General features: G+C 65.2%; 18 protein-coding genes and 2 tRNA genes. 17 read left to right on the top strand and 3 right to left on the bottom strand.

What is annotated here, in order from left to right; all coding sequences use genetic code 11:
• Positions 1 to 22 precede the first annotated feature (22 nt).
• The 6 genes from K5658_RS03740 (at position 23) to K5658_RS03715 (ending at position 7,258) form a co-directional block, all read left to right on the top strand.
• Complete coding sequence (locus tag K5658_RS03740; RefSeq protein WP_221065648.1) at positions 23 to 976, top strand: NAD(P)-dependent alcohol dehydrogenase; 954 nt, start codon at positions 23 to 25, stop codon at positions 974 to 976.
• 121 nt (positions 977 to 1,097) lie between these two features.
• Positions 1,098 to 2,369 (top strand): alpha-amylase family glycosyl hydrolase, encoded by a 1,272-nt coding sequence (locus tag K5658_RS03735; protein ID WP_221065647.1) that lies wholly within the window; start codon positions 1,098 to 1,100, stop codon positions 2,367 to 2,369.
• A gap of 195 nt (positions 2,370 to 2,564) precedes the next feature.
• Complete coding sequence (locus tag K5658_RS03730; protein ID WP_221065646.1) at positions 2,565 to 4,265, top strand: glycogen synthase; 1,701 nt, start codon at positions 2,565 to 2,567, stop codon at positions 4,263 to 4,265.
• 17 nt (positions 4,266 to 4,282) lie between these two features.
• On the top strand, positions 4,283 to 4,975 hold the full coding sequence (locus K5658_RS03725; RefSeq protein ID WP_221065645.1) for a retropepsin-like aspartic protease family protein: 693 nt from the start codon (positions 4,283 to 4,285) through the stop codon (positions 4,973 to 4,975).
• Positions 4,976 to 5,031: 56 nt separating this feature from the next.
• Entirely contained in the window at positions 5,032 to 5,835 is an 804-nt protein-coding gene (gene lgt, locus K5658_RS03720) for a prolipoprotein diacylglyceryl transferase (RefSeq protein WP_221065644.1), read from the top strand.
• Positions 5,836 to 5,881: 46 nt separating this feature from the next.
• Complete coding sequence (locus K5658_RS03715; protein WP_221065643.1) at positions 5,882 to 7,258, top strand: phenylacetate--CoA ligase family protein; 1,377 nt, start codon at positions 5,882 to 5,884, stop codon at positions 7,256 to 7,258.
• 51 nt (positions 7,259 to 7,309) lie between these two features.
• Here K5658_RS03715 and K5658_RS03710 read toward each other — a convergent pair whose 3' ends face one another.
• A complete protein-coding gene (locus K5658_RS03710) occupies positions 7,310 to 9,505 on the bottom strand; it encodes a LysM peptidoglycan-binding domain-containing protein (protein WP_221065642.1) in 2,196 nt (731 codons plus the stop codon).
• A gap of 265 nt (positions 9,506 to 9,770) precedes the next feature.
• On the opposite strand from K5658_RS03710, the gene K5658_RS03705 reads away from it, so the two are divergent.
• From K5658_RS03705 to K5658_RS03655, 11 genes are all read left to right on the top strand, one after another.
• The gene (locus K5658_RS03705) at positions 9,771 to 10,313 is read left to right on the top strand and encodes a class I SAM-dependent methyltransferase (protein ID WP_221065641.1); all 543 of its coding nucleotides are present in this window, start codon (positions 9,771 to 9,773) and stop codon (positions 10,311 to 10,313) included.
• A complete protein-coding gene (gene rnhA, locus K5658_RS03700; protein WP_221065640.1) occupies positions 10,310 to 10,759 on the top strand; it encodes a ribonuclease HI in 450 nt (149 codons plus the stop codon). The genes K5658_RS03705 and rnhA overlap by 4 nt, the downstream gene beginning before the upstream one ends.
• A gap of 6 nt (positions 10,760 to 10,765) precedes the next feature.
• A complete protein-coding gene (gene dnaQ, locus K5658_RS03695) occupies positions 10,766 to 11,503 on the top strand; it encodes a DNA polymerase III subunit epsilon (protein WP_221065639.1) in 738 nt (245 codons plus the stop codon).
• A 57-nt stretch (positions 11,504 to 11,560) separates the two neighbouring features.
• Positions 11,561 to 11,650 (top strand) — tRNA-Ser (locus K5658_RS03690).
• Positions 11,651 to 11,678: 28 nt separating this feature from the next.
• The gene (locus K5658_RS03685; RefSeq protein ID WP_221065638.1) at positions 11,679 to 12,344 is read left to right on the top strand and encodes a response regulator; all 666 of its coding nucleotides are present in this window, start codon (positions 11,679 to 11,681) and stop codon (positions 12,342 to 12,344) included.
• Positions 12,332 to 12,418, top strand: a tRNA-Leu gene (locus K5658_RS03680). Before K5658_RS03685 ends, K5658_RS03680 begins: the two co-directional genes overlap by 13 nt.
• A gap of 214 nt (positions 12,419 to 12,632) precedes the next feature.
• The gene (locus K5658_RS03675; RefSeq protein WP_221065637.1) at positions 12,633 to 14,480 is read left to right on the top strand and encodes a GSCFA domain-containing protein; all 1,848 of its coding nucleotides are present in this window, start codon (positions 12,633 to 12,635) and stop codon (positions 14,478 to 14,480) included.
• Between the two features lie 147 nt (positions 14,481 to 14,627).
• Positions 14,628 to 17,357, top strand: coding sequence for a sterol transporter cytoplasmic membrane protein BstA (gene bstA, locus K5658_RS03670; protein ID WP_221065636.1), 2,730 nt, complete (start codon positions 14,628 to 14,630; stop codon positions 17,355 to 17,357).
• A 487-nt stretch (positions 17,358 to 17,844) separates the two neighbouring features.
• Positions 17,845 to 18,699: a sterol transporter periplasmic substrate-binding protein BstB gene (gene bstB, locus K5658_RS03665; protein ID WP_221065635.1), complete on the top strand. Its 855-nt coding sequence runs from the start codon at positions 17,845 to 17,847 to the stop codon at positions 18,697 to 18,699.
• A 4-nt stretch (positions 18,700 to 18,703) separates the two neighbouring features.
• Positions 18,704 to 19,537, top strand: coding sequence for a sterol transporter outer membrane protein BstC (bstC, locus tag K5658_RS03660; RefSeq protein ID WP_221065634.1), 834 nt, complete (start codon positions 18,704 to 18,706; stop codon positions 19,535 to 19,537).
• 87 nt (positions 19,538 to 19,624) lie between these two features.
• Entirely contained in the window at positions 19,625 to 20,260 is a 636-nt protein-coding gene (locus K5658_RS03655) for a TVP38/TMEM64 family protein (RefSeq protein WP_221065633.1), read from the top strand.
• Between the two features lie 45 nt (positions 20,261 to 20,305).
• Here K5658_RS03655 and K5658_RS03650 read toward each other — a convergent pair whose 3' ends face one another.
• Positions 20,306 to 21,637: a YfiM family lipoprotein gene (locus K5658_RS03650; protein ID WP_221065632.1), complete on the bottom strand. Its 1,332-nt coding sequence runs from the start codon at positions 21,635 to 21,637 to the stop codon at positions 20,306 to 20,308.
• 79 nt (positions 21,638 to 21,716) lie between these two features.
• Positions 21,717 to 22,115: a hypothetical protein gene (locus K5658_RS03645; RefSeq protein WP_221065631.1), complete on the bottom strand. Its 399-nt coding sequence runs from the start codon at positions 22,113 to 22,115 to the stop codon at positions 21,717 to 21,719.
• Positions 22,116 to 22,126: the final 11 nt, after the last annotated feature.

Below are 22,126 nucleotides of genomic sequence, written 5' to 3'. Positions count from 1 at the left end.
CCCGCAACAGGAGCGATCCCCGATGCAATCCATGCAATTCAAACCCTATGGCGGCCTCGCCCAGCTCGGCCCGGCCGAAATCCCCATCCCCACGCCCGGTCCCCGGCAAATCCTGGTCGAAGTGGCGGCCAGTTCGGTGAACCCCATCGATTGGAAATTGCGCGGCGGTTGGCTGCGCTGGATCGTGGGCCTGGCCGGCTTTCCCGCCACGCCGTGTTTCGATTTCGCGGGGACGGTCGAGGCCATCGGCGCGGAAGTCGCGGATTTCAAACCCGGCGACCGGGTGTTCGGCATGTCGCCGTTGAAAACCCAGGGCGCGGCGGCGGAATATCTGGTGCTGGACGCCGCCTATGCCGCCCCGGTCCCCGCCGCGCTGGACGACCGGGCGGCGGCGGGCCTGCCCCTGGCCGGGATGACCGCCTTGCAAGCCCTGCGCGACCCAGGCGGCTTACAAGCCGGGCAACGCGCCTTGATCGTCGGCGCGGCGGGTGGCGTCGGCCATTACGCGGTGCAGATCGCCAAGGCCCTGGGCGCGGGGGTCACAGGCGTGTGCAGCGGCCGCAATATCGAACTGGTGCGGAGCCTGGGCGCGGATGAAGTCATCGATTACACCCAAGGCGAACCCGCGGCCTCGAAGCCGGGTTTCGATGTCATCCTCGACACGGTGATGAACCGCCCGTTCGGGGCTTGGCGTCCGCTGTTGGCCGAGGCGGGCGTCTACGTCTCGCTGTTGGCCAAACCCGGCCCTTGGCTCCAGGCCCGGACCCTGCCGCTATATTCGCGCCAACGCCTGCGCTTCACCGCCGTCAAGCCGAACCGGGCCGATCTCGATTATCTGGCCGGTCTGGCCCAGCAAGGCGCGCTCCGCACCGTGATCGACAGTGTTTATCCCCTAGCGGAACTGGCCGCCGCCCTGGGCCAGAGCCAAACGGGGCGGGCGCGGGGGAAAATCATCGTGGCGGTGAAGGCGAAATAGGGCCAAACGCGGCCCGCGCCGGGGGGAAACAGTCTATTGGCCCAACCGCGAACTGGCCGCGACTTAAAATCCCCCTCTTCCCGCCCATACCGCGGCGGGCGCTATCCGGTACACCCAGCCCATGAAAATCTACAACCTATTCCCCCTATTGGCGGGCCGCCTGAACCAATGGAAACCCCATTTGGAACGCGCCGCCCATATGGGTTTCGATTGGATCTTCGTCAATCCCGTCCAGCAAACCGGCCAATCCGGCAGCCTGTATTCGATCAAGGATTATTTCGCCCTCAACCCCAAGCTCCTGGCCGAGAAAGGCACGGCCACCCCCGAAGCCCAGATGAAGGCCGTGGTGACCGAGGCCGAGAAACTGGGGCTGTCGATGATGGTGGACTTGGTCATCAACCATTGCGCCTACGATTCGGCCCTGCTCAAGCAGCATCCCGAATGGTTCGCCAAGAAGAACGGCCAGATCGCCCATCCGTCCTGCGTCCACGACGGCCAGGAAGTGGTCTGGCACGACTTGGCCCGCTTCGACCACGCCCACACCTCCGACCGCGAAGGCTTGTACCGTTATTGCCTGAAAACCGTCGAATACCTGCTGGAGCTGGGTTTCAAGGGTTTGCGCTGCGACGCGGCCTACCAATTGCCCAGCGATTTCTGGCGGCGCTTGATCGCCGATATCCGTAAAAAATGGCCGGATACGGTGTTCGCCGCCGAAACCCTGGGCTGCAATCCCGAGCAAACCAAGGACACCGCCCGCGCCGGGTTCGATTACATCTTCAACAGCTCGAAATGGTGGGATTTCTCCAGCCCGTGGCTGATGGAGCAATACCATCTGACCCGCGAAACCGTGCCCTCGATCAGCTTCCCGGAAAGCCACGACACCGCCCGCTTGTTCGCCGAGGTCCACGGCAACCCGGACGCCATGAAACAGCGCTATTTATTCGCCGCGCTGTTCTCCGCCGGGGTGATGATGCCGATGGGTTTCGAGTACGGTTTCCGCAAAGCCCTGCATGTGGTGGACAGCCGCCCGGAAGACTGGGAAACCCCCGCCATCGACCTGACCGGCTTCATCCAGCACGTCAACGCGGTGAAAAGCCGCTATCCGGTGTTCATGGAGGAAAGCGTCACCGAGGTGCTGCCTTATCACCCGAACCATTCCATCCTGCTGCTGTGGAAAGCCTCGCCCAAGACCGGCGGCGAAGCCTTGATCATCCTCAACAAGGATATTTGGCACCGGCAGTACTTCCATACCGACAACCTCAACCATTACGTGCAGAGCGTCGCGCCCATGGTCGATGCCTCGCCGGAATGGGCCATGGAGTATCTGCCCGCGCCGTTCGGCTTCGAACTCGCCCCCGGCATGGGACGCATCCTGGTGGCCGGCCGGGCTTGAAACGAGCCTTGGGGAACGGGGCTGGAGGCTGGAGACCTTGGACCTGGGGATTCAAGCTCCAGGCCTCTGGCCTCCCCGCAATTCTTTCGCCATAAGGGATGGCTTAAACTACGGCCTACGAACCCAGCCACCGGCCCGTTACCGGGATCGGTGGACGAACTCGCAGCACTACCCGTAGGAAAACGGACGCATCCCATGGCCACGAAAAACCCAATCCGAGGCGGACAACCGCCCGTCCAGGACACCGCGCCAAGCCTCGCCATCACGCCAGAACCTCCCGCCGCGACGCCGCCGGAACCCGCCTATCCCCCCATCGAACCGGAACCGCCCTTCCTGGTCCCCGAACCGGAATGGCCGCAACCGCCCGAACCCCCGGCCCCGGAGGCCCCACCCAGCCCGCCCGAGACATCGCAAGAACCCAAGCTCTTCATCGTGCACCTCACCCCGGAGCTGGCCCCGGTCGCCAAGGTGGGCGGACTGGCCGATATGGTGTTCGGCCTGACCCACGAATTACAGCTCAGGGGCCACCACGTCGAAATCCTCCTGCCCAAGTACGATTGCCTGCGCTACGACCATATCTGGGATTTGCACGAGGCCTATAGCGACCTGTGGGTGCCCTGGTTCAACGGTTCCATCCATTGCACCGTGTACTTCGGTTTCGTGCATGGCCGGCAGTGCTTCTTCATCGAACCGCACTCCAGCGACAACTTCTTCAACCGGGGTTGCATTTACGGCTTCGACGACGATGTGCTGCGCTTCGCCTTCTTCTCGCGGGCGGCGATGGAATTCCTATGGCAATCGGGCAAGCATCCCGACATCCTCCATTGCCACGATTGGCAGACCGCCCTGGCCCCGGTGTTCCTGTACGAGATTTACCAGCACCTCGGCATGACCCACCCCAGGGTGTGTTTCACCATCCACAACTTCAAGCACCAGGGCGTGACCGGCCCCCAACTCCTGCACGCCACCGGGCTCAACCGCCCCGAGTATTACGCCCACTACGACCGGATGCGCGACAACCACAACCCGCACGCCCTCAACCTGATGAAGGCCGGGGTGGTGTATTCCAACTTCGTGACCACGGTCTCGCCGCGCCACGCCGCCGAGGCCAAGGACCAGGGCCAAGGCTTCGGGCTGGAGCCGACCCTGCACATCCACCACGCCAAATACGGCGGCGTGGTCAACGGCGTCGATTACAAGGTCTGGAATCCCGAGATCGATCCCTACATCCCCTACCATTACGGGCTGGACAGCCTCGACGACAAATACGAGAACAAGCGGGCGCTCCGCGACCGGCTGATGCTGGCCGACAGCGACAAACCCATCATCGCCTTCATCGGCAGGCTGGACCCGCAGAAGGGCCTGGAATTGCTGCGCCACGCCCTGTTCTACACCCTGCACCGGCGCGGCCAGTTCGTGCTGCTGGGGGCGGGCGCCGATGGCCAGATCAACCATTATTTCTGGGGCTTGAAGCGCCAACTCGACGACAACCCGGACATCCATATCGAAATCGGCTTCAACGAGGAACTCTCCCATCTCATCTACGCCGGGGCCGATATCATCCTGATGCCCAGCCGCTTCGAGCCGTGCGGGCTGACCCAGTTGATCGCCCTGCGCTATGGCACGGTGCCGGTGGTGCGGGAAGTCGGGGGCTTGGCCGATACCGTGTTCGACCGGGATTATTCGGACCGGCCCGAGGATGAGCGCAATGGCTATGTGTTCAAGGATTACGATTACAGCGGGTTGGAATCGGCCCTGGGCCGGGCGATCAGTTGTTATTACCGCCATCCGGTCGAGTTCCGGGAACTGATGCGGAACGGCATCCGCCAGGATTTTTCCTGGAACCATCCGGGGCGGGATTATCTGAACATCTACCACTATATCCGCGATAAATAGCGGTCGCCGAGGCCCTCATGCATACCGCCCTCCGCCCCTTGCTCTGGATAGCCTGCGTTTGGACGCTGCCGGCCCAGGCCGCGCCGGGCGATCTGCGCGACGCGCTGGAAACCCTCGCCCGGCAAGGCCATTTCGCCATCGAGGGCCTGGACCGGCTGGAACCCGGCGCGGTGGCGGCGCGGGCCGAGGGCACACCCACCCAGCGCATCAAAACCCTGCTCGAAGACTACAACTACCTGCTGATCGGCACGCCCAACGCCATCGAGCAAGTCCGCATCACCAGCCGCAAACCCACGGACGGCCCCAAAACCTCCGCCGACCGCGCCTATATCAAAACCCAGCGCAGCGGCAGCCACCACCAAGTCCCCGCCGCCATCGTCGGTCCCAACGGGGTCGCCAAGAACCTGATCCTGCTGGTCGATACCGGGGCCACCACCCTGGTGCTGCCCGCCTCGCTCATCGCCGAACTGGGTTTCGCGCCCGACAGCCTGCAAGCCGGCACCAGCCAGACCGCCAGCGGCAATGTGCCGGTGCGGATCGGCGTGCTGGACTCGGTGCGGGTGGGCGCGGTATCGGCCCAGAATGTACAGGTCAGCTTCATCGCCGACGACAAGCTGAAAGGCACCCTGCTGCTGGGCATGAGCTTCCTGCAACGCTTCCGCATGACCATCGACGACGCCAACAACGAACTCATCCTGATGGCGAAATAAGCCCGCATCCCCGGCGGCGCGTTTACAAATCCACCGGCCACACAGGGCACCACACCATGACCTGGGACGTCTCCCCCATCGCGTTCACGCTTTCCTTCGGCCAGTTCCATTATTCGGCCCATTGGTACGGGCTGTTGTTCGCCTCGACCTTCGTCTATGGCACCTTGTTCTTCCGTTGGCTCTACCGGCGCGAGGGCCGCCCGGAGGACGAGGTCTACGACCTGGCCCTGTATGTCATCGGCGGCACGGTGCTGGGGGCGCGGCTGGGCCATGTGCTGTTCTACCAGCCCGGTTTCTACCTCAGCCATCCCTGGAAGATCCCGGCGGTCTGGGAAGGCGGGCTGGCCAGCCATGGCGCGGTGGCGGGCATCTTGCTCGGGGTGTGGCTGTATGCGCGGCGGGCCACCGACCAATCCTTCCTCTGGGTCTGCGACCGTATCGGCATGGCCGTGCCCCTGTCCGGCGCCTTGATCCGCATCGGCAATTTCTTCAATTCGGAAATCCTGGGCCGCGCCACCGACGTGCCCTGGGCGGTGGTGTTTTCCCGCGTCGATCTGGTGCCGCGCCATCCGGTACAGCTTTACGAGGCGCTGGGCTACCTGCTGATCTTCCTGTTCCAGTTCCGCTATTACCTGAAGCGCGGCGACGCCGGGCCGGAGGGTTATCTGTTCGGGCGCTTCTTCGTGCTGGTGTTCGGGGCGCGGTTCTTCCTGGAATTCTTCAAGGAAGGGCAGGCCGAATTCGATAGCGGTTGGGCCATCACCCTGGGGCAATGGCTCAGCCTCCCGGCGGTGGCGTTCGGCCTGTTCCTGATCTGGCGGGCACGGCGGGCGGACAGGCCGGTCCCGACCATGGGCTGAAACCGGGTGTTACAATCCGCCGCCCACCCCAACCCGACGGAATCCCATGCATCCCTCCCTGGTCCGACACCTCTGGTTCCCGCTGCACGAACGCCTGATGCGCCGCCCCACCTTCGCCTATCTGGCCGAACTGGAGCGCAGCCAATGGCTGGACCGGGCGGCGCTGGAACGCCTGCAACTGCGGAAGCTCAAGGCGCTGCTCCGCACCGCCCTGGAACACAGCCCCTGGCACGCCGACCGCATCCGCGCCGCCGGGCTGGCGCTGGACGACACCGCGGAATTGGGCTTGGAAGATTTCCGGCGGCTGCCGACCATGGACAAGGCCGACGCCCAGGCCCACCGCGAGGCCATGGTCTGGAAAACCGTGCCCGGCGGGGCGTTCCGCTACAACACCGGCGGTTCCAGCGGCCAACCCTTGATCTTCTACTATGGCCGGTCCCGGCAGGCCGCCGACGCCGCCACCCGGATGCGGGCGCGGCGTTGGTGGGGGATCGGGGTCGGCGAGCCGGAGGTGTTCCTATGGGGCGCGCCGGTGGAATTGAACAAGACCGACCGCATCAAGACCCTCCGCGACCAGCTGTTCAACCAATTGCTGCTGAACGCCTTCGCCATGTCGGTCCCGGCCATGGACGAATACCTGGAGCGGATACGGCGCTTCGACCCCGCCTGCGTGTATGGCTATGCCAGCAGCCTGGCCCTCCTGGCCCGACACGCCCGCAACCGGAATGCCCGCCTCAAGACGCCCCGGCTCAAGGTGGTCTGCGCCACCGGGGAACCCCTGTTGCCGGAACAACGGCACCTCGTCGGCGAGGTGTTCGGCGTGCCGGTCGCCAACGAATACGGCTGCCGCGACGGCGGGCTGGTCGCGTTGGAATCGCCCGCCGGGCAATTGCTGGTCAACGGCGAAACGGTCCTGCTGGAACTCCTGGACCCGCAAGGCCGACCCGTGGCGGCGGGCGAAATCGGCGAAGTCACGCTGACCAATCTTTGCTCCGAAGCCCAGCCCTTCCTCCGCTACCGCACCGGCGACATGGCCCGCGCCTCCGGGGAAACCTGCCGGGACGGGCGCGGCCTGCCCGTCCTCGCCGAGGTCATGGGCCGGACCACGGATTTCGTGGTGCGCCCGGACGGGACCATCATGCACGCCCTGGCGCTGATCTACGTGCCCAGGGCGGTCGAGGGCGTGGGGGAATTCAAGATCGTGCAATGGACGCCGGAGCATCTGGAGGTGTCCATCGTCCCCAACGCCGCCTGGCGCGACGGGGCGCGGGAGGAGATCGTCCGGCTGCTACGGCTGCGGATGGACAGCCCGGTGCGGGTGGAGGTGAACCTGGTCGCGGCCATCCCGCCCGAGGCTTCCGGCAAGCACCGCTACGTGGTCAGCCATGTGGCGCTGCCGGGAAACTTGACGCTGCGGGAGTGAGGCGGCTCCCCGCCGGGCGGCGGGGAGGATCGGAAGGCGGGAAGGACCGGCTCAGTCCTTCTCGTTCTGGACGGTGATGTTCTTGCCGGGCTGGATTTGCTTGTCGAGGCTGGAACCGCCGTTCCACTTGCGCAATTCCGCCACGCTGACATTGAAGCGCCGGGAAATCGAGAACAGGGTATCGCCCGCCTTGATGGTATAGCTCTTGATGGACTGGGAAGGCCGTATGCCGGAATTCACCATCACCAGCTTCTTGCCGGCATCCTTGCCCCAAACCACCAGGTTCTGCCCGGCCTTGACCTGGGTTTGCTCGGAAATATTGTTCCATTTGGCCAGTTGCCCGACATCGACCGAATGCTTGCGGGCCACGGCCCACAGGGTTTCGCCGGGCTGCACGGTGTAGTTGCCTTTCTTCGAGCCGGGATCGCGGAATTTGTCCTCGGCGGCGGCGAGTTCGCCCGGATGGCGGCGGTCGTGGACGTCGCGGCCCTTGTCCGCGTCCTTGGCGGAATGCTTACCGGCGGCTTCGTCGCGATGGGCGAGCCTTTCGCGCGATTCGCGCTCCTTGGCCTCCTTCTCCCGTTCCTTGGCGGATTCGCGCTCGGCGCGGGCGAGGCGCTCCTTCTGGGCCTCGCGCTCTTCCCGCTCGCGGGCCTTGGCGGCGGCGCGTTCCTCGCGGGCGGCGCGCGCCCTGGCTTCCCGTTGCTCCTCAAGGGCCGCGTCATCCGGGGCGGTGGAATCCTGGCTATCAGGCCGATAGCTGGAAGAGGGGGATACCGGGGTCAGTTCCCGTTCCGACAAGGGCTTGGAGAAATCGGATTCCGGGCTGTCCTGGGACGGTTCCGGTTCGGCCACGGGCTGGGGCGTGGCGGTGGGTTCCGGGCTGTCCGGTTGATAGACGGCCAGGGTGGCGGATGCCCGCCGCGCCGCATATCTGGATTTGGCGGGGGTTGGGGCCGGGTCCGGCGTATAGGCGACCGGGGTCGCTTCCGGCTCCGCCAGCGGCTTGGACACGGCGGGTTCCAGACTGGCCGATCGGTAGGCCACCGGGGTGGATTCCCTGGATTCGGTCGGTGCCGACTCCACGCTGTCGAGAGTAGCCACGGCCGGGCTACTCTCGACAGCGGCGGCGCTATCCGATCCCAGTTCTTGCTGCCCGACCTGGAAACCGCCGGAGGTCTGCCTTTCCTGGACCAGCCGCTCCAATTCCTCCTTGAAATCGGCGGTCTTCTTGTCGGCGGGGATGAACAGGTGGTAGCTGCCGGAGACATCGGTATGCTGGCGCTTGAAGCCCGGATTCAGCGCGAACAGCTGATCCAACGACATATCGGCGGCATCGGCGGCCAGGGCCAGGTCGAGCGGTTGGTTGAGCTTGACGGCCTTGTACTGGGCTTGGTTGGGGATGGCGCGGAGGTCGATGCCGTGCTGGTCGGCCTCGACGAAGATCTTCGACACCGCCAGCAACCGCGGCACATAGGTCCGGGTTTCCTGGGGCAGGTCCAAGGACCAGAAATCGGTGGGCAGGCCACGGTTGGCGTTCCGCTGGACCGCCCGGCCCACCGCGCCCTCGCCGCAGTTATAGGCGGCGATGGCGAGCAACCAATCGCCGTTGAAATCCTTGTGCAGCTTCTTCAGATACTTGATGGCGGCGCGGGTGGAGGCGTAGACATCGCGCCGCCCGTCGTAATAGCGGCTCTGCTTGAGCCCGTACATGCGCCCGGTGGACGGGATGAATTGCCAGATACCGGCGGCGTTGGCCGGGGACACCACATGCGGCTGGAACGCGCTCTCGATCACCGGCAACAGCGCGATTTCGCCCGGAATATCGTGCTTCTCGACCTGGCGGACGATGGAGTATAGGAAAGGCTCGGCGCGTTGCTGCACGCGCTGGATGTAGGTCGGGTGGTTCAGGAACCACGAGAACTCGCGGTCGATCTCCTCGTGTTCGATGGGCGGGAGGTCGTAGAGATCGAACAATCGTTCCCAGAGGTTGTCGTATTGCGAGGTGCTACTGGATGGGCTTCCTGTGGAAGCCACGGTCTTATCCTTCTTGCGGAGCCACTTGCCGGAAGTCCGGGCGGTCGATGAGCGGGATTTTTTTTCGCCGGACGTTGACGCTGGTTGAGCGTTCTCGGTTAAATTGGCCCCATTCTTCAGCTTACCCCCGTTATGCGAGCAGGCGCTCAAGGACAGGACGATGATCGATGCGCAGCACAGCCACTGCGCGTTGGGTTTAGGCCGGGTCATGGTCGTTTCCTCTGCGTTCAATTCGGGTAGGTTATTGCGGCACGCCAGCGCTTCATGTATGAAAACCAATCAAACGCCGTTGCTCCACTCGCGTGAAAAGTTTCTAGAATGGTATCTCGTCTCGACCCTTGGACAAATTCTGCAAACAATAGAGGCATCCTACCTGCAATCGGCCCTAAAGCTTACTTATAATCAAAAAACATTACAAGTTGGTTTATTAGGCTCGGAAACGCTATATATCGACCCCGAATTCCTGCGCGATTTCGTGCTGGTCGATGATATTCCCCCCGCTTCCAGTTTAAGGCCGCATTCGCTGATCGCCGCCGCCACCGAACTCCCCATCGATAGCGAAAGTGTCGATGTCTTGATCCTGCCCCATGTCATCGAATTCGAGGCCGACCGCCACCAGGTCCTGCGGGAAGCCGAGCGCGTCCTGAAACCGGAAGGCCGCTTGTTCATCCTGGGGATCAACCCCTGGAACCCGCATGGCCTCATCGGCCACTTGCCCCGCGAACCCGCCGTCTGGCACACCCGCTCCGTCAGCAGCCACCGGATGCTGGATTGGCTGGGCCTCATGAAATTCGAGGCCGAATACAACGCGGCCTTTTCCATTTCCACCTCGCAGGTGCTGGGCCGGCCCGATAGCCTCTGGGACCGCACCAAGGCCGAGCTGTCCTTCGCCTACGCCATTAAAGCCATTAAACGGCGTTACACTTTGATCCCGCTCAAACCGCAGTGGATCAACGCCCCGAGCTTGGCGGCGGGGCATATGTTCGAACAACCCAAGATACTCACCCTCGACGAATGAGCGATACCGTTTATATCTACACCGACGGCGCCTGCCGGGGCAATCCCGGTCCCGGCGGCTGGGGCGTTTTGCTGCGCTATAAGGACAAGGAATTGGAGTTATATGGCGGCGAACCCGCCACCACCAACAACCGCATGGAACTCACCGCCGCCATCCGGGGTTTGGAAGCCCTCAAGCGCCCCAGCATAGTCACGCTCGCCACCGATTCGCAATACGTGATGAAGGGCATCTCGGAATGGCTGCCCAATTGGGTCCGCCGGGGCTGGCGCACCGCCGGCAACAGCCCGGTCAAGAACGCCGATTTGTGGCGGCTGTTGGACGCCGCCCGCCGCGACCACCAAGTCGAATGGCAATGGGTGAAGGGCCATGCCGGACACCCCGAGAACGAACGCGCCGACCGCCTCGCCAACCGGGGCATCGACGAACTTCCCCAATCCCGCCGTTAATCCATCATGCGCCAGATCGTCCTCGACACCGAAACCACCGGCCTCGAACCCGCCCAGGGCCATCGCATCATCGAAATCGGCTGCGTCGAAATCCTCAACCGCAAGCTGACCGGCAACCATTTCCACACCTATCTGAACCCCGAGCGCGATATCGACGCCGAGGCGGTCAAGGTCCATGGCCTAAGCCGGGATTTCCTGGCCGACAAACCGCGCTTCGCCCAAGTCGCCCAGCGGTTCCTGGACTTCGTGACCGGCGCGGAATTGGTCATCCACAACGCGGCCTTCGACGTGGGCTTCCTCAACCACGAATTACGGCGCTGGAATCCGGCCCTGCCGGAACTCGCCGCGCATTGCCCCATCCTCGACACCCTGCTGCTGGCCCGTAAAAAGCACCCCGGACAGCGCAACAACCTGGACGCCCTCTGCAAGCGCTATGGCGTCGATAACCGCCACCGCGATTTGCACGGCGCCTTGCTCGACGCCGAAATCCTGGCCGAGGTCTATCTCGCCATGACCGGCGGCCAGACGTTGTTGGTCCTGGAACCCGAATCCGAACCGGATACCCCGGCCACCCACGCCACCGCCACGCCGCTGAACCTCCAACCCCGCGCGCCCCGCCCCGGCGACCACCCCCGGCTGAAAGTCGTGCGCTGCACCGAGACCGAACTGGAAGCCCACGCCGCCCGCCTGGCCGAAATCGCCAAGGCGGCGGGCGGGCGCTGCCTCTGGCAAGGCGAAGGATAGAAACCGGGGCGCTAATCGGTTATCCTTTGCCCGCTCAACGACGCGCCACAAGCACGAGGAGAGGTGGCTGAGCGGTTTAAAGCGGCGGTCTTGAAAACCGTTGACGGTTGATCCCGTCCGGGGGTTCGAATCCCTCCCTCTCCGCCACCCCTGGAAACGACCCCCACACGATCCTATGATCAATATCCTGCTGGTAGACGATCATGAACTGGTTCGCACTGGCATCGAACACCTGTTGCGGGCGGGCAAGGATATGAACGTGGTGGGCGTGGGCGCTTCGGGGGAAGAGGCCATCGAGTTGACTGAACAGCTCAACCCCGATGTCATACTGATGGACATCAACATGCCCGGCATGGGCGGCATCGAAGCCTGCCGCAAGATCAACCACAAGCATCCGCAAGTGAAGATCGTGGCCCTGAGCGTCTATGCCGACGGTCCATACCCGCACCAGCTGCTGAGCCAGGGCGCTGACGGTTATCTCTCGAAGAACTGTCCGCCCAGCGAACTCATGGCTGCCGTGCGGACGGTCCACGGGGGCGGGAAATACCTGAGCCAGGACGTGGCGAACAAGATGGCCCTGGCCTCGCTCCCCGGCCAGACCACGACCCCTTTCGACCAGCTGTCGTACCGGGAATTACAGTTCGTCCTCATGACCCTGCAAGGCAAATCGATGCAGCAAATGGGCGACCTGCTGAACATCAGCCCCAAGACCGTGACCACCTACCGCTATCGTGCCTTCGAGAAGCTGGGCGTGAAAAACGGCGTGGAGCTGACCAAGTTGGCTGTCCAGTTCGACTTGGCGCGGGATGAATTGATCGCTTCCAAACAGCCCCGGTGGTGAAATTGGTAGACACAAGGGACTTAAAATCCCTCGGAGTAAAATCCGTGCCGGTTCGACCCCGGCCCGGGGCACCACTAGTTAAAGCAGCCACACCACCCGCCGATCCCGTGCGGGCCAACCCCAGCCCTTCCCCGAATCCCGTCCGGGCGGTTCACAACAGCCCGCCTCCGCAACCCCGCCCAACCCCCTCCATTGGCCCCGGCCACCGGCATCCAAGCGCGGCGCGGAACGGGCGGAACCGCAACCTACCTTGAAACCATCGAACACAGCGCGCGCGGGTAGAACAACATGCGTAAAGCGATCATCATCGGACACAGCCACATCCTTTGCCTCAGGGCGGCCTACCGGGAAAGGCTCGACGGTAAAACCGACCCGGCCTTCGAGTTCCTCTTGCTGCGGGAGAAACAATACCAGGCGGACGGCCCGGTGAAGCAAAAAGCCGGTCCCGCCGCCCTGCGCCGCGATCCGGCGCGAGGGGCCACCAGCCAGGTCTCCGGGATCAATACCAAAGCCGTGCGGGCGAAGATCAAAAGCACCGCTGCCGATTTCGGCATCATCTGCATCAATGGCTTTTCGACGGCCTCGGCCCTGTGCGGCGGCGAGGCCATCAGCTACGAGGACAAACTCGCCCATCTCACCAGGGTGCTGGACCCGAACAGCCCGCTCAGGACCTGGCTGGAATTCCTCCGCCCCCTGCTACCGCCGCAAACCTTCCTCCTGCCACCCCCGCCCCCGGTGGCCGCCACCCAACTGCAAGGGCTGTTCTCCGAAGAGCGCATCGAGCGCATCGCCCATTTGCCGCTGGAACCCTTGGAAATCCGGCGGAGCATCTGGAAGCGCTATTGCGAACTGGCGGCGCAACTCGGCGGCGAATACGGCATCCACTTCCTCGAACCGCCCGCGTCGGTCTTCACCCCGGAAGGACTGCTCCGGGAAGAGTGCTACGGCGGCGACCCCATGCACGGCAATCCGGAATACGGCTTCCGTGTCCTGTCCATGCTGGCTTCGGTCATGGCGGAAGGGGCCACCGCCCACCGCACGCCGTCCACCATCCACCGCACCCCGCGCAAGACCCAACGCCATCCCTATGTCGGCCTGCCCGACAGCGCCTATTGGAAACAATCCGTCGGCGACCCCGCGCCGGGCGAGGTGGACCCGGTCACCGAGGTCCGTTTCAAGATCAAGCCGGAGGACAAGGTCGCCACGGCGGGCAGTTGCTTCGCCCAGCATATTTCCAAGCGCCTGCGCGGCGGCGGTTTCAATTTCTTCGTCACCGAGGCCCCCGCGACCGACGACGAAGCCAGCCGGGCGCGGGGGTTCTACGATTTCTCGGCCCGCTATGGCAATGTCTATACGGCCCGGCAACTCGTGCAATTGTTCGACCGGGCGTTCGGGTTTTTCACCCCCATCGAGCCGGTGTGGAGACGCGACAACACCAGCTTCTGCGATCCATTCCGGCCCCGTATCGAGCCGGACGGTTTCCCCGCCCGGAAGGCGGTCCGCGCCGAGATGGAGAACCACCTCAAGGCGGTGCGCCGCCTGTTCCTGGAACTGGATGTTTTGGTGTTCACCCTGGGCCTGACCGAATGCTGGATCTCCCGCCTCGACGGCGCGGCCTATCCCATGGCCCCCGGCGTCGCGGGCGGCGTGTACGATCCCGATCAATACGCCTTCGTCAATTTCGGCGTCGCCGAGGTGGTGGCGGACCTCAAGCGGTTCTTCGAGCAACTGCGCCTGGTCAATCCCAAGGCGCGGGCCATCCTGACGGTGTCCCCGGTCCCCTTGATGGCGACCCGCAGCGGCCAGCATGTGCTGGCGGCGACCACCTATTCCAAATCGGTGTTGCGGGTGGCCGCCGAGGAAACCACCCGGATTTTCGACCACGTCTACTATTTCCCGTCCTACGAAATCATCACCGGACCCCACGCCGCCGGCGGCTATTACGGCCCGGACCGGCGCTCGGTCCTCGACGCCGGGGTGGACCATGTGATGCGGGTGTTCATGTCCCGCCTGACCGAATCCGCCGCCCCCGCGCCGCAACGGACCGGCCCCGCCCCCGCCGTGGACAACTATTTCTCCGAGATGGAAGACCTGGACCAAGCGGCCTGCGACGAGGAACTGTACGGCAAGGCGTAGCCGGGACACCGGGACGGTTCCGGCGGCGGACGACCGGAGCGTCCGGCTCCATACAAGGCTTGCGCGGAAACGCCAAGCCTTTTTGTTATCCTGCACCCCGAACCATCAACGCCCTGGACCCCATTCCAACCACCGGAGCCTTCCCCCTTGGATATTTCCCGCCACGCGGCCCGTGCCGCCCAAAGCTGCGCCCGGCATCCCTGGTGGGTGCTGGCCCTGGTCCTCCTGGTTTCCGGGCTGTCGGCCTGGGCCATGGCCCGGCTGCCGGTCTACACCTCCCGCCAGGCGCTGCTACCGCAAAACACCGTGGTCGCCGAACGCTTCAACCACTTTCTCAAGCAATTCGGCGCGGCCTCCGACCTCATCGTGGTAGTGGAGGGCGCGCCCCGCGGGGAGTTGGAACAGTACGCCACCCAATTGGCCGAAAGGCTGCGCGCCCAGCCCGGCATCGCCCAGGCCAGCGAACGGCTCGACACCCGCTTCTTCCTGGAACATGCCTATCTCCTGATGACGCCGGAACAGCTCGGCCAATTCGGGCAGGGCCTGGATAAACTCGCGGCCCTCAAACCGCCGGGCGATACCGCCGAACTGGACGCCGCCCTGGACCGGGCGCGGTCCTGGCTCCAAGCCCCGCCCGCGCTGGCCGGGACCGATCCCGCCAGCGCCGGCCAAGGCTTGCGGACCCTGGCCGCGATCCTGGCGGAATGGCGGCGCTGGCTCACGGCGGCGGCACCGCCCACCGGGCTGGATTGGTCACAACTACTGGCCCAGCAGCCGGAGGCCGACGCCCTGGCCCAGGGCTATTTCGCCTCGCGCGATGGCCGGATGTTGTTCCTGTTCGTCCATGCCCAGGACGCCTCGGAGGAATTCGCCGCCATCGCGCCCTTCGTGGAACAGGTGCGGCGGACCGCCCAGGCGTTGGCGGCGGAAACCCAGGCCCAAGGCCGCATCCCGCCCAAGGTGGGCCTGACCGGCCTGCCCGCCGTGGAATACGAGGAATACATCGACATCGAGCACGACATCACCCTGGTGGTGGGAAGCGCGGCGGTGTTGATCGCGGTGTTGATCCTGGGCGTGGTGCGGGATTTCCGCTGGGCCTTGGCGATCTTCGTGCCGATGGGGCTGGGCGCTTTATGGAGCCTGGGACTGGCTTGGCTGAGCGTGGGGCACCTGACCATCATCACCTCCGGTTTCCTCGCCATCCTGTTCGGGCTGGGCGCGGACTACGGCATCTTCACCTCGTCCCGCATCGCCGAGGAACGCCGGGCGGGCAAACCCCTGATCGAAGCCATTGGCACCGGCATCGGTTCCTCGTTCGGGGCGGTGTTTACGGCGGGCGGGGCTTCGGTGTTGATCTTCTGCGCCCTGGCCACGGTGGAATTCCCCGGCTTCGCCGAACTCGGGCGGGTGGCGGCGGGCGGCGTGCTGTTGATCCTGGCCAGCACCTGGATGGTCCAACCCGCGCTGTATGCCATGCTGCCGCCCAAGCTGAAGGATTCGCCCGCACCGGATACCCCCCCCGCGATCTGCAAAGGTCGAGGCGCTTTTCCCTTGCCGGTCGCGGCCCTGTTGGTCGTGGTGGCGGTGGCGGGCGCGGGCTATGGCGTATGGCGCGGCACCACCATCCCCTTCGACTACGACGCCCTATCCCTGCTGCCCCAGGATTCCGAAGCCGCCCATTACCAGCGCCGCATGGTGGCGGAGAGCGATTACCAAGCCGAGGTGGTCATCTTCACCGCCAAGGACATGGCCGAGGCCCGCCGCATCGCCGAGGACGCCGGAAAGCGCAAAACCTTCGCCAAGGTGCAATCCCTGACCGGGTTGTTCCCGACCGACGCCGGCCACCGCCTCGCCCAGGCCCAGGCCCTCGGCACGGAAGTGGCGGGCCAGGGCTATGGCGGCAAAATCGCCAAGCTCGAACAAGGCGGCTTGCCCATGCCGACTTTCGAGCGGCTCCGCGCCCTGCTCCCGCCCAGCCTAGCCCGCATCGAGGAGTATCAGGAGCAAGCCTTTTCGTCGGGGCATAGCGATCTGGTCGATCCCCTGGAACAGGTACGAAACCAGCTCACCGCCCTCCAAACCGCCATCGACCAAAATCCCGCGGCGGGCCGGGAGCGCAGCGAGCTATTTTTCCGCGCCCTGCTGGCGGCGGCGGGCGAGGGGCTGGCGGTGCTGGAGACCTGGAGTTCCGCCCTGCCGCTGACCCCGGCGGGCATCCCGGCCAGCCTGCGCGACCGCTTCTTCGCAAAGGACGGCACCATCGCCGTCTACGCCTTCCCCGCCGAGAACGTCTACGATCCGGCCAACCTGGAACGCCTGACCCAGGACGCCTACAGCGTCTCCCCCGAGGCCACCGGCTTCCCGATCACCCACCAGGAATTCACCGGGATCGTGGTGCGGAGCTTCTTCCACGGCACGCTGTTGGCGTTGGCGGTGTGTTTGGTCTGGCTGGCCTTGGCCCTGCGCGATGTGCGCGGGACCGTGCTGGCGGCGCTGCCCTTGTTGATCGGCGGCGGCTGGATGCTGGGCATCATGGCCCTGGCCGGGATCAAATATAACTACGCCAATATCATCGCCCTGCCCTTGGTGATCGCCTTGGCGGTGGACTACGGCGTGTGGTTCAGCCACCGTTGGCGCGAACTCCAGGACCACAGCCCGCTGCAAGTCAGCCTCGTGGCCGGGAAGGTGATCTTGCTGGCGGCCGGCACCGAATTGGCCGGGCTCGGGGCCATCACCCTGGCGAGCTACCGGGGCGTGTCCACCCTGGGCGTCGATATCACCATCGGCCTGTTGTGCTGCCTGCCCGCCACCTTGTTGATCGCCCCGGCCATCGGGCAATTGCTCGACCCCAAGCGCGGACGGAACGGCCCGGCCTAGGGCGGGCATACGGCCCATCCGGGTGGGCATGTCCCCATGCCCACCCTTTAACTTGCGGCAGCCGGGCCGCCGCCCCCCGCAATCCAACCAATGGAACCCGGCGCCCGCCCCCGCTCCCAAAACGCCGGTTTCCCGCTATCATGCCGGGACACCCCCCGGACGACGCAAGGAACACTCCCCTTCCACCCTGGCAGGAAGCCCCATGCACACCTTGGAAACCGCCAAAATCGCCGCCCTCCTCGACTTTGAACGTTTACCCTTTAAAATACCCCGCTTTATCATTTCCCGTGACGGCTCCCGCCCGATGGTGATAGGCAACCCGCCGCCGCTCCCCGGCCCCGCAAACCCCGACCTAGACCACCGGACCCCGCGCCAAACGCCCGCGCACGCCCAGATACCCGACGCGCCATCGCCACCCCCGCGGCGCGGACCCATGCCCACCGCAAGTGTTGTCCGTTTGACCTGTATGACCGGAGAGGAACCCCCCATGACGCGCAAAATTCACCGGATCGCCGCCCTCCTGGCCGGTTTGCTGGCTCCCTGCCTCGCGGTCGCCGCCGAATCCGCCGCGACCAAAACCCCTATCGTGGTCTGCTATCCCGGCGGGCCGGTCAACGAGAACGACGCCAACGCCGCCATGGCCTCCATGCTGCGGGTGGTGGAGCGGGTCGGCCACTGGCCCGCCAACAGCCTGAATTCGGTCTTCACCGCCAAGGCCGCCGAATGCCGCCAACTCCTGGCCGACAAGCATCCCGGCTTCATGATCACCTCGCTGGGCTTGTTCCTGGAATCGCAAGCCGCCCACCACCTGATCCCCCTGGTCCAACCCAGGATCAAGGGTGCCACCGCCGAGCGCTACCGGGTCGTGGTCCAGCGCGGCAAATATCAAACCCTGGCCGATCTCAAGGGCAAATCCCTGGGCGGCACCGTGCTGGAAGAACCCGATTTCATCGGCAAGATCGTGTTCGCCGGGAAACAACCCTTGCAGGATTTCGATCTCAAACCCTCGCGCCAAGCCATCCGGGCCTTGCGCTCGCTCGATGGCGGCGAATTGGACGCGGTGATCCTCAACGAACAGCAATACGCGGGGCTCTCCGCCCTGCCTTTGAAAAACCCGGTGGACGCCGTCTTCACCTCGGAGGACATCCCTCTGATGGGGCTGGTGGCCGACGGCAAGGCCACCACGGCGGAAGACCGCGCCCGTTTCACCCAGGCCCTGGAAGGCATGTGCACCGACACCGAGGGCAAGAAGCTGTGCGAATTGTTCGGCGTGGATGCCTTCGTCGCCGCCGACGAGCGCCGCATCGCGCCCATGGTCGAGTTGTGGAACCAGGGGAAATAACACCTTGCGCCCGCTATCGTTGCTTTCCGCCTTGGCGCTGGCGGCGTTGTCCGGGGGCTGCGCCCGGCTCAACCGCGATGTGGTGCGCTTCGAACATCCCGCCGCCTGTCCCAAGGAAACCACCGCCAGCCTCGCCGCCCGCCAAACCCAACTCGGCCCCCACAGCGCCACGCCCGCGCTGGAATGCGCCCTGGAAGCCCTGCGCGATACCCAAGACCCGGCCTTGTTGCGGACATCGCTGGGCAGCCGCCTGTGCCTGCACCTGGCCGAGCGCGAGACCGACCCCGAGCGGCAGGTCAAACTGGCTTCCGAAGGCGTGCGCTTCTCCGACAAGGCGTTGGCCCTGGGCGGGGAAAACAAGGGCGCGGTGCATTATTACCTCGCCGCCAACCTCGGGCTGGCGGTGCGCCACGATGTGGCCCTGGCCGCGCAGAACCTGTCCCGGCTGGAACGCGAAATGAAGCGGGCGGTGGAGCTCAGCCCGGAACTGGACGACGGCGGGCCGCTGCGCCTCCTGGGGATGCTATACCTCAAAGCCCCGCCCTGGCCCGCCGGGATCGGCGATGGCGACAAGGCGCTGGACCTCCTGAAGCGGGCGCGGGACCAATATCCCGGCCATCCGCTCAACCATCTGTTCTACGCCCAAGCCCTGTGGGAGGTGGAAGGCGACGGCATCGTCGATCAGGTGCAAAAAGAACTGGCCCTGGGCCTGAAACTGCTCGGCGAGGGCGATTGGGGCTATAACAAAGACCCCTGGAAGAAGGAGTTCTCCGAGGTCTGCAAGGAAGTCGGCGTGGCCGGCCCCGCCAGTTCCGCCGCCGCCCTTTCCTCGCTGTGAACGCTGCGTCTATGCGCGGCCCATTCCAGGACGCGGAGTCCGCGCCTTAGCATGGTCCTCCCCCATCCATCCCGGAATCCCTCCCGCATGAAATTCCTATCCGCCCTGCTGCTCTGCCTCGCCCTCGGCGCGAGCCTCGCCCTCCTGCTCGCGCTGCCCAAGGACTGGCTGCTCCTGGGCTCCCAGGTCAAGGCCCAACTCGCCGCCACCGGGCTGGCCGCGCCGGCGGTGTTCTTCCTGGCCTCCGCCCTCCTGACCGGGCTGGGGGCGCCGCGGCTGTTGTTCTGCTTCCTGGCGGGATGGAGCTTCGGTTTCGGCTGGGGCTTCGTCCTCAGCCACTTCGGCACCTTGCTGGGCGCTTACGGGGTGTTCCTGCTGGCGCGGCGGATCGCCCCGGAGCGCCTATTGCAGAAATATCCCAAGCTCAAAACCATCACCGTGCCGGTGGGCCGGGGCTGGTGGTCGGTGCTGCTGGTGCGGCAATTGCCGATCAGCGGCCTGTACAACGATATCTTGCTGGGCTGGAGCCCGGTCACGCACCGGGATTTCTGGATCGGCAGTTTCCTGGGCTTCCTGCCGCTGGGCGTGACCGCCAGCCTCATGGGCGCGGGCGCGATCCGGGCCGACCTGGCGGAACTCGGGAAATATTGCGCCCTGGCGGCGGTGCTGTTCTTCCTGCTGGATTACAGCGTGAAATGGGTGACGGCCCGCAAAACCGCCTGAGGCCGCCACGCCGCCCCCAACCCGGATACGGCGGTGGAATCCGGGCTACCGATACACCGGGCAAGCCAGGATGCGCTCCTCGATCCCCGCCTTCATGGCCTGGAATTCAGGGCTATCGACCTCCTTGAACCGCGCCGCGAACGCCTCGGGGCTCAGGTTCTCCGGCAAATCCCGGATGGCCGGCATGAACAAGCCCTCGTCGTTGCTCTGGCTCAACACCTCCTGGAACCTACGGGCCTTCTCCGCCGAACGCACCGCCGTCATGCCGAACAGCGCCCCGGCCTGGTCCGCCGCCAAATCGATGAAACTGAAACCGCTGCCGTCGTGGGTGTCGTTCATCTCCTTCGCCAGCCCGATCATATCGACCAGGGTGCCGTGCCCCGCCGTGGCGATGCTGGCCGAGCCCATGAAATGCTGGGCGGTATCGATGCGGCGGTTCAACAACACCCCGAGATGGGCGGGCTTGGCCGACAGCGGCGACAAAGCCGCCGCCAGGCTCCGGCCATTGACATAGGCCCCCAGCACGAAGATCAAGGCGCGGTTCTCGGCCACCGGATCGTTATCGTCCTGGGAGCGGGCTTTGGCCAGCGCGAACAAGGGCTGGAACAACGCACCCAGCCGCACGAAACGCTTGAGGTTGGGTTGGCCCACCACCTCCGCCAGTTTGTCGTGATAGGCCAGGAGCCGCTCCTTGTCCGCCAGATCGGTGATCAACCCCTCGGCCTGCGCCAGGGCGTCCCGGTTCCAGTTGAGGACCAGGGCCAGACGGCCATCGTCCTGGATGCGGACCTGCTCGACCAAGCGCTCGCCGACCCGGCTGTAGCGGGCCAGCGGCGTCCAATGCAACAGGCCGCGCAACAGCCAGCCGGTCAAGGGCGCGGGGATACTGAGCCGCCCCAGCTTCAGCCGCTTGATGATGGCCTGGGGCCGGGCGTCGTCGGCGATCACACGGAGGTTGAGGAACAGTTTGAAGGCGCGGAAAGGCAGGCGGACGCTGGCGGTCAGGTTCAGGCGGCGGCCCTCGATGCGGCACTCGGCGCGGCCTTCCAGCTTCTTGCGGAGGATGGCGAAATTGGCGGCGGCGGTCAGGTCGTCGGCGGTGAGGACCAGCGTTTTCCCGCTGTTATCGCCGGCGTGGACGGTCTCCCGGATCAGGCCGCGGGTCCGGGCGAAATAACGCTGGGCGGGCTGGGAGCCGGGTTCGAGCAGGGGTTCGGCCTGCAACACCAAGCCCAGCAACACGCAGGCCAGCAGGAAGAATCCCAAGACCGCGAATAGGCAAGCGCGGGCCGCGCGCCGCCACCGGATCGCGGCGGCGAACCCGGCGGGACAGCCGGACCTGCCGGTTTTGGGGACCCAAAATAGCCTGATCAACATGGACTAGAACCGAAGTCCGCCCTTCCAGAACGCTTCGACCGGTCGCGGCCCTCTCGGCGCCATGGGTTTTAAGCGCGGCTCAGGGGGCGATGTAGACATTCCAGGTGTGGAGTTGGTCGCAACCATCGTGGCTGACGCCGGTGGCCTTGATCCAGGCCTTGCCCTGGGTGAGGGGCTGGGCCAGCTTGCCCGCCACCGTCAAGCGGCCACTGGGCTGGGGCGTGATGGTAATCTCGACGGGTTGGGCGTTGACCCAGGCCTTGAGGGTCTCGGGGTCGGTGTCGTCGGAGGCGGTGAACGAAAACCGGTCGAACGCGGCCACCTTGGCGTCCTTGGGCGGCGACTCCTCGAAGAACACCGGCGCGGTGCAATCGAGGATGATGCCACCATGATGGCCGACCGCGAAGCCGAACGCGGCGGATGGCACGGTGCCCACCGCCAGCAGGGATGCCAATCCCAACACGATATTCATACGCATGGCGGAACCTC

The organism is Methylomagnum ishizawai (assembly GCF_019670005.1).
Lineage (GTDB): Bacteria > Pseudomonadota > Gammaproteobacteria > Methylococcales > Methylococcaceae > Methylomagnum > Methylomagnum ishizawai.
This window is presented reverse-complemented; position numbering and strand designations above follow the sequence as displayed.

Excerpts from the sequence above, each read along its gene's own strand:
- K5658_RS03740 (WP_221065648.1), top strand. The coding sequence starts at position 23 with ATGCAATCCATGCAATTCAAACCCTATGGCGGCCTCGCCCAGCTCGGC.
- K5658_RS03735 (WP_221065647.1), top strand. The coding sequence starts at position 1,098 with ATGAAAATCTACAACCTATTCCCCCTATTGGCGGGCCGCCTGAACCAA.
- K5658_RS03730 (WP_221065646.1), top strand. The coding sequence starts at position 2,565 with ATGGCCACGAAAAACCCAATCCGAGGCGGACAACCGCCCGTCCAGGAC.
- K5658_RS03725 (WP_221065645.1), top strand. The coding sequence starts at position 4,283 with ATGCATACCGCCCTCCGCCCCTTGCTCTGGATAGCCTGCGTTTGGACG.
- lgt (WP_221065644.1), top strand. The coding sequence starts at position 5,032 with ATGACCTGGGACGTCTCCCCCATCGCGTTCACGCTTTCCTTCGGCCAG.
- K5658_RS03715 (WP_221065643.1), top strand. The coding sequence starts at position 5,882 with ATGCATCCCTCCCTGGTCCGACACCTCTGGTTCCCGCTGCACGAACGC.
- K5658_RS03710 (WP_221065642.1), bottom strand. The coding sequence starts at position 9,505 with ATGACCCGGCCTAAACCCAACGCGCAGTGGCTGTGCTGCGCATCGATC.
- rnhA (WP_221065640.1), top strand. The coding sequence starts at position 10,310 with ATGAGCGATACCGTTTATATCTACACCGACGGCGCCTGCCGGGGCAAT.
- dnaQ (WP_221065639.1), top strand. The coding sequence starts at position 10,766 with ATGCGCCAGATCGTCCTCGACACCGAAACCACCGGCCTCGAACCCGCC.
- K5658_RS03685 (WP_221065638.1), top strand. The coding sequence starts at position 11,679 with ATGATCAATATCCTGCTGGTAGACGATCATGAACTGGTTCGCACTGGC.
- K5658_RS03675 (WP_221065637.1), top strand. The coding sequence starts at position 12,633 with ATGCGTAAAGCGATCATCATCGGACACAGCCACATCCTTTGCCTCAGG.
- bstB (WP_221065635.1), top strand. The coding sequence starts at position 17,845 with ATGACGCGCAAAATTCACCGGATCGCCGCCCTCCTGGCCGGTTTGCTG.
- K5658_RS03655 (WP_221065633.1), top strand. The coding sequence starts at position 19,625 with ATGAAATTCCTATCCGCCCTGCTGCTCTGCCTCGCCCTCGGCGCGAGC.
- K5658_RS03650 (WP_221065632.1), bottom strand. The coding sequence starts at position 21,637 with ATGTTGATCAGGCTATTTTGGGTCCCCAAAACCGGCAGGTCCGGCTGT.
- K5658_RS03645 (WP_221065631.1), bottom strand. The coding sequence starts at position 22,115 with ATGCGTATGAATATCGTGTTGGGATTGGCATCCCTGCTGGCGGTGGGC.